Consider the following 13,455-nt stretch of genomic DNA (forward strand, 5'->3'; position numbering starts at 1 on the left):
AATATATTAGAAGGGTTTACTTCTTGTTTATAGTAAATTATCACAATCTTTCAGTTATTTCAATGCTTTATTGCGAAAAAGTTTCAATTTGATTGCCTATAAGCATTGATCATTGCACAATGCAAAAAAAAGCGGACAAATTCCACCATTGAAATTTGTCCGCTTTTCGGCTTGCGATATATGCATTTTTTTATCATTTTACTTATTGTTTATTTACGATGCATCTTAAATTCAAGAAACAGTTCATTATAGTATGCGAGCATTTGTTTACCTAGGTTCTCGTATACTTCTAGCTTAGCTGTTTGCTCTTCATCTGGATAGAAACGTTCATCACTTGTAGTTTCCTCATCCATATGAGGAAGAGCTGCTTTATTCGGTGTTGAGTAACCGACATATTCAGCGTTTTGAGCAGCAACTTTCGGATCTAACATAAAGTTAATAAATTGATGAGCCGCCTCTCTATTTTTTGTTGTCTTTGGGATGACCATATTGTCAAACCAAAGATTCGAACCTTCTTCAGGAACCATATATTCCAGTGATTCATTTTCCCACATCGCATCTTGGGCAGTTCCAGACCATAAAACAGCAACAGCCGCTTCATTATTTTGCATTAATAATTTAATTTCATCACCAACGATAGCTTTTATATTCGGTGTTAATGTATCAAGTTTATTTTTCGCTTCCAGTAATCTTCCTTTATCTGTTTCGTTCAAAGAATACTCGAGGCTATTTAAGCCAAAACCGATGACCTCTCTTGCTCCATCAACAAGTAATACATCATTTTTTAAACTTGGATGCCAAAGATCGTCCCATTGTTTAAAATCAATTTCATCACTTACTTTGGCAGGATGATAAAGAATACCTACTGTTCCCCAAAAATAAGGGATAGAGTATTCATTGTTTTCATCAAATGCTAAATTTAGAAAACGAGGATCAATATTTTTCAAATTCGGCAGTTGTGCATGATCAATAGGGAGAAGCAAATCTTCCTGTTTCATTTTGTCAATCATGTATTCTGACGGTACGGCTATATCATATGAGGTACCACCCTGCTCTATTTTTGTTAACATAGCTTCATTTGAATCAAAGGTTTCGTAAATTACTTTGATACCTGTTTCATCTTCAAACTGCTCCAATAACTCAGGGTCAATATAATCTCCCCAGTTATAGACAGTAATCGTGTGCTCGCCTGTATATCCTTGTGCAGTATTTAAGCGGTTAACGATATACAGCAATACAAAAGAAACAATTAATACAAGTGACAAAGCACGTATGAGGTTTTTCATTTTCTAACCCCCATTCGACCGATCTTGCTCGTCTTCTTTGTTATAAAGTAATACCCAACGACTAATAACATGGTGAATAAAAATAACAATGCGGATAAGGCATTGATACTTAGTGATACCCCTTGTCTTGCCAGCGCATAAATTTCTACGGAAAGCGTTGAGAATCCATTACCGGTCACAAAAAAGGTAACAGCGAAATCATCCAAAGAATAAGTAAGTGCCATAAAGAAACCAGCAAATATACCAGGTGTAATATAAGGCAATACAACCTTTGTTAACACATCTAATCGACTTGCACCTAAATCCAAAGCCGCATAAATGATGCTCGTACTCATTTCTTCTAACTTAGGTAATACCATTAGGACAACAATTGGTACACTAAAGGCAATATGCGCCAATAAGACGGAAATAAAGCCGAGCTTTATACCAATCATTGTGAAAAAGATGAGAAAAGATGCACCAATAATGACGTCAGGACTAACAATTAAAACATTATTTAACGACAATAAAGTATTTTTTGTTCTTCTTCTTCTTGCATAATAAATGGCCAAAGCACCAGCCACGCCTAAAACTGTCGAAATAGCTGATGACAGAAGGGCAACAATTATTGTATTTAATACTATGATTAGTAGCCTTGTGTCATTAAATATTTCTTTATACCAATCCAATGTAAACCCTTCAAAGTGATACATATCACCGCCACTATTGAAGGAATAAAAAATCAAATAAAAAATCGGTGCATATAAAACCATAAAAATGATGATTAAATACAGAGAGGACCATTTAAATCTCTTCATCGCATTTCGCCTCTCTTTCTTCTACCAGTAAGAAGCATAATGACAACCATAAAAATAATTAAGAAAACTGCAATAGTTGCCCCCATTCCCCAATCTTGCGTTACGAGAAAATGTTGCTCAATAGCTGTACCTAATGTAATCACTCGGTTTCCTGCGATTAATCTTGTCAACATGAATAAAGATAGGGCAGGGATGAATACGATTTGGCACCCAGATTTGACCCCATCTAAAGTCAATGGGAAAACGACACGAGAAAAAGTTCGCCAGCTTGAAGCACCTAAATCTTTTGAAGCATCAATAAAGGATGGGTTCAGTTCATCTAGTGCATTAAAGATCGGTAAAATCATAAACGGTAAAAAGATATAGACAGAAACAAACACAAAACTAAAGTCAGTAAATAAAATTTGCTTTCCACCTACACCCATCACTTCGAGAAATTTATTGGCTGCTCCATATGTGCCAAAAATACCTATAAATGCGTAAGCTTTTAATAATAAATTGATCCATGAAGGAACGATAATAAGTAGTAACCATAATTGTTTATGCTTTGTTTTTGTTAATAAATAGGCTGTAGGATAAGCGATTAATAACGTGAAAAAAGTAATTAATAACGCGTACCAAAAGGAGCTAAGTGTCATTTTTAAATAAACAGGCGTAAAGAATTTTTGATAATTCTCTAAGGAAAAATCGCCTTCTATATTAAAAAAAGAATAATAAACAACTAAAACTATTGGTGTGATGACGAAAAGAGCAATCCATAAAACATAAGGAATTAAATAATAATTACGAGATTTAGCTTTCATAACTTCCCTCTTCATATGCTTCGAGACGCTTATCGAACTCCTCTTCTGTTTCACCAAGACGCATGACATGTATGTCTTCTGGCTCAAAGTAGAGACCAATTTCACTTCCGACAATCGCTTTTTTCGTCGAGTGAACGAGCCACTCATTGCCATCTTCATCATAACAACTTATCTCATAATGTACGCCTCTAAATAATTGTGAATCGACTTTCACCTTTAACTTACCAACATCAGGACTAGTAATTTCTAGATCTTCTGGGCGAATGACTATCTCGACCGTTTCATTTTGATTTAAACCCGCATCGACACAAGCAAATGTTTTACCTGTAAAGCGAACAACATAATCTTCAACCATTACACCTTCAACAATATTAGATTCCCCGATAAAGTCGGCAACAAAACGATTAATCGGCTCATCATATATATCATTAGGGGTACCACTTTGTTCTATTTTACCGTTATTAAGAACAAAAATTTCATCAGACATTGCTAACGCCTCTTCTTGATCATGTGTAACAAAAATAAAAGTGATACCTAAATTTCTTTGTAATTCTCGCAGTTCATATTGCATTTCTGTTCGCAACTTTAAATCTAGTGCAGATAATGGTTCATCAAGGAGAATAAGCTCAGGTTCATTAACAATCGCTCGCGCAATCGCAACACGTTGTCTTTGCCCACCTGACATCTCTTTTATCTCTCTTTTTTCATATCCTTCTAAGTTCACAAATTTTAAAGCTTCTATTACTTTTTGATTGATTATTTCAGATTTGAGTTTTTTTATTCTAAGTCCAAATGCTACGTTCTCAAAGACATTCAAATGAGGAAAAAGTGCATAATCCTGAAAGACAGTATTCACTTGTCTTTTATTTGCAGGTACTTCATTTACCTTTTTATTATTAAAATAAATATCGCCTTTTGATGGTGAAATAAATCCAGCAATTAAGCGAAGGATTGTTGTTTTTCCGCATCCAGAAGGACCGAGCAAAGTATAGAATTTTCCACGCTCTATTTCAAATGAAACATCATTTAAGACAGCCGGGTCATTATCATATTGCTTTGTTACGTTTTCAAAACGAATAATAGTTTGGTCTGACATTCCAATCTCCTTCTTCTATAAGATATTTCTTTGTAATTCTAGATTAAAAAAAACGGATAATCAATACACAATAAAAAATAAATATTGATATTTTTATCTGCGCATAATAATTGGAATTGCTGAGACAATAAGGAAAAAAAGGTGAGTAACTTTGAATCAAAAACTAAGCTTTATTAGCATTGCCTATATTTTTATTCTCGGTATCGGTTTATTTGCTCATGTTGAAATTATTCCTGCTGTATTATCTACCTCTGGACGCGATACATGGATCAGTATGTTACTTGCCATTATTCCTTTGATTTTATTCATCCCTCTTATTTATAAAATGGGACAAACAGTTAAAGGAGCGCCGTTTATCCGAATTATTAGTAAAAAATTAGGAAAGTTAAAATTCTATATTTTATTCTTCCCTTTAATCCTATATTTAATAATTTCTGCCTTTGTCTCTACAAAAGAAATTGTCTATTGGTCACAATTAAGTTTTATGCAAAATTTTCCCACTTTGATAATTGGTGGTGTACTATTAATTGCCTGCTTCTATTGCAGTTTTTCCGGTGTGGAATCAATGGCCATTATTAGCCGTATGTTACTACCAGCAGTCATATTTTTAGGTTTTTTTGTTTCATTCGCTAACATGAAGAAAAAACATTATGAGTTGTTATTACCCATTTTCCAAGAAGGTGCACTAGATATTCTAAAGGGGATGTTTTACACAAGCTTACCGATTATTGAAATTGCTTTTGTTTTATTTCTCCTACCATATATGAAAGGAATGATTAAAATTAAACATTTAATCATTCTGGGCGTACTGATTATCGGGTTAATGATTGGGCCTGCAATTGGGGCTATAGTGGAATTTGGGCCAAAACACGCTTCTGACTTTAGGTACCCAGCATTTGAAGAGTGGCGAATCATATCTATTGGAAGATATATTTCTCATACAGACTTTTTTGCCATTTTCCAATGGCTCTCAGGTGCTACAATCCGAATTGGTTTTTTTACCTTTCTCACCTCTCAAGTTCTTACGAATGGAGGGAAAAACAGAACACCTATCTGTATCATCTTTATCTTGTTATTCATTGCGGTTGTAATGCCGCTAGACCAAGACCAATTTTATAACTTTGTTTTTCATTATTTCTTACCGATATCAACTATTGTTCTTCCTATTCAATTTATCCTGGTTTCAATATTTATCTTTAAGAATAAACAATTATTCCAAGGAGGATGAAGAGCTTGTATGATCAATCTCTCTTTACAAAAGATAAGTTGGCAGAAATTTTTAACCATTCTTCAGATATACAGATCAAGAGCATCCCTGTTCGTCATACTCCTAAGGGAGAGCTTATCATTATATATTGCCGCCCCATTGTAAACATAAATTTAGTTCACTCTCTGGTAATTCCTTATTTAATGGAGGAGGATAAAGAAGGTGAAAAACTTTATAACTATATACAAAGTGATTACAGTTTAAAAGCTAAATTAACAAAAGAAGAATTAATTCATCAAGTATTTTGTGGTAAATTAGCAGTGATATCAAACTTCCGTGAACGGATTTATTATTATGATGTGAAGGATGAACCGAATAGACAACCAGAAGAATCCGTTATTGAGGTATCAGTAACTGGACCAAAAGATGGGTTTATCGAAAATATTGATACTAACCTTGGACTTGTACGTAAAAGGTTAAAAACCCCCTCGTTCGTTAATGAAGAGTTTGTAATTGGTCGGCGGTCGAAAACGAGGGTTGCGCTTCTATATATTAAAGATGTTATGAATGAAGAAATAATTAACAATGTACGCGAGAAACTAAATAAAATTGATGTCGATATTTTGCAAAGTCGGGATGAACTAGAAGAGTTAATAATAGATTATAAATACTCACTACTACCACTTACAAATTTCTCAGGTCGACCTGATTTTGTCGTTGAATCACTCAATCAAGGAAGATTTTCAATTATGATTGATGGTGCACCTACAGTTATTATCGCCCCAATCAACTTGAGCTTCCTAGTCAAAACTGCCGAAGATAGTAATATTAGCTTTTATTACTCCTCAGTAGAACGAATGATTCGATTACTAAGCTTATTCCTGACGGTATTTTTACCAGGGTTTTATACAGCACTTGTTACGCATAATGTGGGACAATTACCTTTGCCGTTAATTGCCACTATTACGATTGCAAAGATGGGTTTACCGTTTTCGACACTACTGGAAATGATTACAATTTTTATTATGTTTGAGTTGTTTAAAGAAGCGGGTGCAAGACTACCAAAAGGAATTGGACAAACAGTTGCAGTCATAGGGGGATTAATCATTGGTGATGCAGCGATTAGAGCGGGTATAACCTCGCCTACGCTACTCATTGTTGTCGGAATTACAGCAATAGCAGGGTTTACTCTTGTTAATGCCAGTCTTACGGGTAATGTCTTTTTCTTGAGAATGGCTGTCTTATTAATCAGTTATGCTTTTGGTATATTTGGTTTTATTCTTTCGGTAATTTGTGTTTTTATCCATTTATCTACACTCAAATCCTTTGGTATTCCTTTTTTAAACATAGCAAAGCAAAAAAAGTGGTCAGAAGAACTAAAAATGTTTGTTACACTTCCTTTTAGCCTACAGAAAAAAAGAAATCTATCTTACGGAGTTAAAGATAAAACGCGAAAAAATGATGACACTGATTAAAGAAAATGGAAATTTATACTTATCTGCTTTTAAGTGGTTACCAAAGTTTGAGAAAATGCTGCACCCGTATACGCTGTTTATCAGTATTGCTTTTCAAGATAAACAGTTTATTATTTATTTACAGTTTTTAAACTGCTGCAAAAATTCATACAAGATGAGACCAAACAAAAAAGGAGTTAAAAACTCCCCAGCTCATAAATTAGATTTTTACCTATGCATGTTCTTTTTGTTATATACTTTTCATTTCCCTCCCTTCCTTTAGGTTTCCGTTTGCCATCAGTGCGAGTTATACTTGCGGAAACTCTTTAACTCTTTATACGGTCCCCTTATCAATGCCTCTATCTGCTTATCTTTAGAGACATTAGGCACTTTTTTCCCTTTAACTTGCTTAAAAATGGGCATTACAGAAGTAGCTCCTTCTTCAATATTCCATTGTTTTCCGTCATGAGTTAGCTCAAGTTCTATTCTCCCTAAATGATTTCCCCAATGCCCCGCTTGAACGATAAATGGTGTTGTCTGAGATTGAAGCCATTCATTCGGTTTTTCTGGAAAAATATTATGACTATGTCCAAAAAGAATCACATCAATATTCTCTATTGATTTTAATTCATTCACGCTATTCCCTTCTTGCTGAGTAAGGCCCTTGTCAGCATTGATACCAACATGAGCTAAAGCAATGATAATATCTGCCCCTTCTGCTTTCATTTGTGGAATATACTGATTAGCCGTTTCAGTGATTGTTCTCATTTTTAACTTTTGCTTAAAATAATTGCTATTCCAATCGGCGACAATAGGGGTTAAAAAACCAATCACTCCAATTTTTATTGCACGCTCATTCCCATATTCATCGATCAATGTCCGCTCAAGAATCACATATGGATTCATATAAGAAACATCATCAAAGATATTTTTCGTCATATCCTCATTGTATATATTGCTACTTACAATTGGAAACGTTGCATCTCTTAAGCTTTCCGTTAAAAAGCCGATACCATAATTGAACTCATGATTTCCGAGTGTCATGGCATCATATTGTAGTGTATTCATGACATTAATTACCGGGTGAGTTTGTCCTAAATGCATCAATCTTGTTTGAAATACATAATCTGCAAATGCATTTCCTTCTAAGATATCACCAGTATCAAATAATAAGACATTTTTGTTTTCGTGACGTTCACTCTTAATTAAAGTTGCGGTTCTAACGAGTCCAAAATCGCTAACAGATTCGCCTTCATCGTTTTCATCCATCATATGACCATGCATATCTGTTGTTTGTAGAATCCGTAATTTAACCGGAGCTGATGAGGCATAAGCGTTAGTAAATAACGAGAAACCGAAGAGCCATCCAATGATAGGAAGTATAAAGAAAACGACAGTTATCTTTCGCATATGACTTTTCATCATTTCACCTCAACACATTTGATGAATTCTTATTTTGTCATGACTCGCTTAAAATCATTCGATGGAAAGCAAATTGTCCTAAACCACTTTATTCCAATTAACACATTTATAATTGGTATTGTGCATAGGTTAGAACAAGCCATTATATTTTTTTATCTAAAGAAAAATATATGAAATTAAAAAAAAGTAGGATAGAATAATAAATATAAGGAAATGCTGAGAGGATGTAGGTTTTGTATAAGATATGTTTACCAATGATGTTCCTTTGCTATATGTTCATTACGCCATTGTTTACTGAGGATATAAATGATCATCGTTCTCTACATTATGATGATGATGTTCAAATAACGGCTACGATTGCCGCATTTAAAAGACCTACGGAAATTGTTATACGAGAAAAAAACAATCATATTGTACATAATATCAATGAATTTATTAGCTTAGAAGAACCCCATAGCATCGTTCAGGAGAACCAACAATCAAAACAGGATCGATTTCAACTACCCGTCCAGTATCAATCCAGTTACTTATCTAATCTCCTTATATAAAAAGATGCTTTATTGTTGAAGATTTTATAGGGGGAATATGAAAATGGAAAATTTCAAAAAATGGTTACAAAGTAGCGGGATTAAAAGAGTTATTATTTTTGCAATTCTCGTCTTCGCTTTATTTTTAATGAGAAGTATGATTAATGTCATCCTTATTACGTTTATTATTTCCTTTCTAATGGATCGATTAGTGAATCTTGTCTTGAAGAGAATGAACATAAATCGAAAATTCACAGTAATCGGTCTTTACTTAATTATTATTGCGATATTGACTGTTGGCATTAGCAGATATTTACCAGTTATTATATTTGAAATCTCGCAACTGATTGGACAAATGCAAAGTTTCTTTAGTCAAAAACATGACAATATTATCATGAACTATATTACTGAATTATATGAGCGCAATGAAATATCATCTTATTTAGAACAAGGGGTAACCGTTCTACTTAAATACTTCTCTGATATAAGTTCATTTGGCATACAATTTTTAATTTCACTTATTTTAAGTATTTTCTTCGTTTTAGAGAAGCCAAAGTTGATTGCCTTTACAAACAAATTTAAATATAGCAAAGTTGCACCTTTTTATAATGAAATTGCTTACTTTGGTTCTAAGTTTGTGCAAACATTTGGCAAAGTAATTGAGGCGCAATTTATTATTGCCCTTGTGAACTGTGCATTAACAACTTTTGCTCTATGGATAATGGATTTCCCTCATTTAATGGGATTATCTATTCTTATTTTCTTTTTAGGCTTAATACCAGTTGCGGGTGTGATTATTTCATTGGTGCCATTAAGTTTAATCGGCTATACGATTGGTGGAATCATGCTCGTTATTTATTTATTAGTCGTAATTATGATTATTCACGCAATCGAAGCATATATACTTAATCCAAAACTAATGTCATCAAAAACCAATTTACCTGTCTTCTATACTTTTATCGTATTGATTTTCGGAGAACATTTCTTTGGCGTATGGGGACTTATTGTTGGAATACCAGTGTTTGTCTTTTTACTAGATGTATTAGATGTACAAACGACAGAAAAAAAATCGGTAAAAGCATAAATAGCTAAGGGGATAAAAGCCGTGCAAGTTAGTACGGCTTTTATCCTCTTTTTCTGCACTTTCCGCTCTGATTGACGACAAACTCAAAATTCTAAACATATTCCTTAGAGCATTTGAATTGTTACAACCCCGATGAATAAGCTGTATTCCTCCATTGTAGTTAAAGTCTTTCACTATAGTTAATAAATATAAAAAAGAAGAAACCTCCCAAGTAGTCGTACCCGTGAGGTTTCCTTATTGCTGATTTTGTATGGTCTTTAAACCCGTTATAATTAAAAATGCAGCATATATAAGTAAGAAAACACCTGGAACAATTAGTAATAACGCGCTTCCCTCTCTTGACTGTGCGAATTGTGTAAAATAACCTGCGTAAGGAATGGTAAAGCCCGTATATTTAGCTGTTACATTGTCAGAAAGAACGAGATCTTTATCAATTGTATTATTATTATCCCCTTTTGTTTCATACATTGTGTGCACGCCACTGTGAATAACATTATGAATGCGATGAGTAACAGGAATGCCTTCTTCACTTAGAAAAGTGATAATATCTTGCTTATTTAAGGATTGTTTTTCTTCCTGCTCTAATGGTTTTACGGCAATAATTGCACCTGTTTGAAACGTCGGTTCCATAGAACCAGATAAAACAGACTTTAATTGGTACCCTAAAATTGTTGGTTCCCCACCTGATGCTTTAGCAGCAACAACAATAACCGCTAACACGATCACTAGCACCATTAAGAAAACTGTCATAGCCGTACTAAACCAGTTAAGTACCTTTCTCATTTATTCAACTTCCTCTACATCAAGTATTTGTTCAATTTCATCCTTTGAAGATGGCTTTTCATCGATTATTTCTTCTTCTTCTGTAAGTTCTTCTTGGTTTTGTTCAACATCAACATTTTTTTCTTCTTCAGTAACTTCTTTTTGCTCTACTTGTTGTTGCTTATCTTCTTTTGGCACCTTTTCATCCTCTTGCTTTTCTTTCTCTTGCTGATTTTCCTTTTCATGCTTATTTACTGTCTCTGGTTTTTTTTCACTATCGGTAACTTCTTCATTAGGTAACCAGACTTTGCTCTCGACATTTACCTCAACAGAGGTTGAATATGTATAACTTGCTTTAGTATGTCCTATGAATACTGTATGGAAAGTCACAATAAGAGAATAGATAGATAGAACAGATAGTAATAAAACGATTTTTCTATTGCACTTCATATTTAAATCTCCTTTTCTTACAAGAGCTGGGGAAACGATCATCATTTCCCCAGCATGTTTTAATTATTGAACGCCTACAGCGTCATAAGCTTGTTCAACTGCTGTAACTGCTGGTGAATCTTCACCATAGAGATCTTCTGCAGCATGGATTGCAGCTTGTCTCATCATGGCAAAAGTTGAATTTGGGGTTAAATAAACCGATAAGGCACGATAATAAATTTGTTCCGTTTTTTCACGGCCAATACCAGTTACTTCTACTCCGTAATGCTCTCCCCCTTCAGAGACAAGGTAAGCAGCTTTATTATTAATACTACTATTAATATGCACACCACCATTATCAAGAGAGCCTGTATATCTTCTATCCCAATGATCTGGATAAGGTTGTTGTGTTCTATTCTCAATTAAACTAGCTGGATCTTCCATAGAGCGTAATCCAATCGCCCCGTTCGCCATAATATCCTCACCGATAATCCAATCATCTCGATCGACCATAGCACCAAAAATATCAGCGAATGATTCATTCAACGCACCTGATTCATTACGATAAATTAACCCTGCTGTATGTTGAATGACACCGTGAGACATTTCATGTGCAGCCACATCGAGACTACCAGCTAATGGATGAAACCTAATACCATCACCATCGCCATAAGACATATATACACCATTCCAAGAAGCATTGTTCCAATTATCACCAACGTGAACACGAGAGAGTAATCTTTGCCCTTGATCATCTACAGAGTTGCGATCAAATGTTTGTTTGTAGTAATCATATGTCTTTTGAGAATTGGCATGAGCATCAACTGCAGCACCATCGGTAAATAACTTACTTCTACTAACAATATCTTCATTAATATTATTATCATAATCGTATGTAATGACCCCATCACCTCTTGTTTGGTCATACATTTTAAACAAACCATCAATGTACGATGCCTTAAACATTTGTTTATCTCCGAATACGCCATATCCAAATGCCGTTATTTCATTTGCTGCATTATACGAATCAATAATTTGACCATTCTCTACATTAACAAAGTAATGCCAGTATCCTACTTCTGGAGAAGTAGTGGAAGCTTTTACAAGATAAACAGGATAATAGTTATTATCAAACTTGTATATGACTTTTTCTGCTGTTACTTCACTATCATATTGTTTTACTTCGCCAATTACCGCTTCTATTCCTGCTGTTGCAATGGAAATAGCCTTTTTTTCACTTATTTGTTCGGATGAAGCTTTTATTTCAATATCTATGTCTGAAACGACTTCACCGTAAAAACTAACTTTATCGCTATCTGTTCTAATATTAAAAGTTTGTTCTGCTCCATATATAGGAATACCTTTATATAATTGTTGCAAACGATAATGATGAAAGTTTTCATTTTTGTCAAACTCATAATCTTTTACTGTAAAACTTTCGCTTATTTGTTTATTAGATAAATTAAATTGCTTACTTTTAGAAAGAAGATAACTTTCAAGTACTTGTTTAGGTTGAACCGTTTCACTTGCCTGCATATGTTCAGTAAGATTAGATGAGTGGCTATCCAGTTTGGTTTGTGATTCATTTGCATAAACTTGTCCTTGAATAGGACTTGCTAGCATTCCTAAAATGAATGCTGTTGATAATACTTTCGTTTTTATCGACATGCACAAAAGCCTCCCCCATTGCTTATTTTAATTTTACTTCTCCTCACCAGCTGTTTGTGAAGCATTAAATACCCATTCTAGATTTAACTGATCCCCTTGGAATTGGTTTTGATCTTCACCGTTTTCAACAAATTCGAATTGTACCCATATTTCATTTGTTTCGCCTGGAGCTAGGCCACTATTCTGCTTCCATAATGGATCCCATAGATCTCTCTGTACGATATCAGGGTCCATATTTTTCAATTCATACAAAGTTGTCTCAAAAATAGGTTCAGACTCTTTCTCCCAATTCCATAAAAAATTCACACGAATATGTTTACCAAAATCTTCTGTATTATCAGATAATTCATCCGATACTTGGTAATCTGTTAGCAAATGAATGGATTCGATCGGCAATGAACCACTATTACTTAATACAAGCTCTCTCGTGACAGTGTCACCCGGTTTTAAGTTTTCCACTTGAAACATAACCTCAGGGTTAATGGATAAGTCTAACGTGCCCGCAGCAAATACATGATTCGTCGATACTTCATCGGAAAAATAAGCAAATGTCCCTCCTCCAACTAGAGCAAGTCCAAGTGCAGCTGACATCATCCCAGATGCAAGCTTTTTTTTCACTCCCATAGTAAATCTGCTCCTTTCAACCGTTTATATTTACTTTTCTTCATTTGCTAAGACTATTAAGAAAAGCTTACGTCAAACATAAAGGAATCTATAGGAAGAATTAAGTTTCCTATGCCCTATTTCAATATAGTCATATTCCTTCATTTTTCACATTTTTAGTAAAAATGAGGTATTTATTACCATTATTTTAGGCGGAAAAAGTGATTATCCTCCGAATTTATTTGAATACTGGTATTATTTTATTCCATTTGCTCGTCTACTCATTGTATTTAGGCATTTGCCTTCATCAACCTCAC

Annotated in this window: 13 protein-coding genes; 4 read left to right on the forward strand and 9 right to left on the reverse strand. The window is 34.2% G+C overall.

Annotation, left to right across the window (positions count from 1 at the left end; genetic code table 11):
* Window positions 1-209 precede the first annotated feature (209 nt).
* From MHH73_RS12210 to MHH73_RS12225, 4 genes are read right to left on the reverse strand one after another with little or no spacing between them, the layout of a single operon-like run.
* The gene (locus tag MHH73_RS12210; RefSeq protein WP_341067068.1) at window positions 210-1,286 is read right to left on the reverse strand and encodes an ABC transporter substrate-binding protein; all 1,077 of its coding nucleotides are present in this window, start codon (window positions 1,284-1,286) and stop codon (window positions 210-212) included.
* Entirely contained in the window at window positions 1,283-2,083 is an 801-nt protein-coding gene (locus MHH73_RS12215; protein ID WP_191814262.1) for an ABC transporter permease, read from the reverse strand. Before MHH73_RS12215 ends, MHH73_RS12210 begins: the two co-directional genes overlap by 4 nt.
* The gene (locus MHH73_RS12220; RefSeq protein WP_191814264.1) at window positions 2,080-2,886 is read right to left on the reverse strand and encodes an ABC transporter permease; all 807 of its coding nucleotides are present in this window, start codon (window positions 2,884-2,886) and stop codon (window positions 2,080-2,082) included. The genes MHH73_RS12215 and MHH73_RS12220 overlap by 4 nt, the downstream gene beginning before the upstream one ends.
* Window positions 2,876-3,982 carry an ABC transporter ATP-binding protein gene (locus tag MHH73_RS12225; RefSeq protein ID WP_341067075.1) on the reverse strand — a complete coding sequence of 369 codons (1,107 nt, stop codon included), beginning with the start codon at window positions 3,980-3,982 and terminating at the stop codon, window positions 2,876-2,878. The genes MHH73_RS12220 and MHH73_RS12225 overlap by 11 nt, the downstream gene beginning before the upstream one ends.
* A 151-nt stretch (window positions 3,983-4,133) precedes the next feature.
* On the opposite strand from MHH73_RS12225, the gene MHH73_RS12230 reads away from it, so the two are divergent.
* A complete protein-coding gene (locus MHH73_RS12230) occupies window positions 4,134-5,210 on the forward strand; it encodes an endospore germination permease (RefSeq protein WP_341067079.1) in 1,077 nt (358 codons plus the stop codon).
* Between the two features lie 5 nt (window positions 5,211-5,215).
* On the forward strand, window positions 5,216-6,664 hold the full coding sequence (locus MHH73_RS12235; protein ID WP_191814270.1) for a spore germination protein: 1,449 nt from the start codon (window positions 5,216-5,218) through the stop codon (window positions 6,662-6,664).
* 276 nt (window positions 6,665-6,940) lie between these two features.
* Here MHH73_RS12235 and MHH73_RS12240 read toward each other — a convergent pair whose 3' ends face one another.
* A complete protein-coding gene (locus MHH73_RS12240) occupies window positions 6,941-8,065 on the reverse strand; it encodes a metallophosphoesterase (protein ID WP_341067081.1) in 1,125 nt (374 codons plus the stop codon).
* A gap of 233 nt (window positions 8,066-8,298) precedes the next feature.
* On the opposite strand from MHH73_RS12240, the gene MHH73_RS12245 reads away from it, so the two are divergent.
* A complete protein-coding gene (locus tag MHH73_RS12245; RefSeq protein WP_341067084.1) occupies window positions 8,299-8,613 on the forward strand; it encodes a hypothetical protein in 315 nt (104 codons plus the stop codon).
* Between the two features lie 43 nt (window positions 8,614-8,656).
* On the forward strand, window positions 8,657-9,676 hold the full coding sequence (locus MHH73_RS12250) for an AI-2E family transporter (protein ID WP_191814276.1): 1,020 nt from the start codon (window positions 8,657-8,659) through the stop codon (window positions 9,674-9,676).
* A 234-nt stretch (window positions 9,677-9,910) separates the two neighbouring features.
* Here the strand turns inward: MHH73_RS12250 and sipW are convergent, their stop codons facing one another.
* The 4 genes from sipW to MHH73_RS12270 form a co-directional block, all read right to left on the reverse strand.
* Entirely contained in the window at window positions 9,911-10,459 is a 549-nt protein-coding gene (gene sipW / locus MHH73_RS12255) for a signal peptidase I SipW (protein WP_341067088.1), read from the reverse strand.
* On the reverse strand, window positions 10,460-10,888 hold the full coding sequence (locus MHH73_RS12260) for a hypothetical protein (RefSeq protein ID WP_341067090.1): 429 nt from the start codon (window positions 10,886-10,888) through the stop codon (window positions 10,460-10,462). It abuts the gene before it with no gap.
* Window positions 10,889-10,951: 63 nt separating this feature from the next.
* Window positions 10,952-12,529 (reverse strand): M4 family metallopeptidase, encoded by a 1,578-nt coding sequence (locus MHH73_RS12265; protein WP_191814536.1) that lies wholly within the window; start codon window positions 12,527-12,529, stop codon window positions 10,952-10,954.
* Window positions 12,530-12,568: 39 nt separating this feature from the next.
* On the reverse strand, window positions 12,569-13,159 hold the full coding sequence (locus MHH73_RS12270) for a CalY family protein (protein WP_191814282.1): 591 nt from the start codon (window positions 13,157-13,159) through the stop codon (window positions 12,569-12,571).
* Window positions 13,160-13,455: the final 296 nt, after the last annotated feature.

This window comes from Cytobacillus sp. FSL K6-0265, assembly GCF_038003465.1.
In the GTDB taxonomy this organism is placed as follows: Bacteria; Bacillota; Bacilli; order Bacillales; family Cytobacillaceae; genus Cytobacillus; species Cytobacillus stercorigallinarum.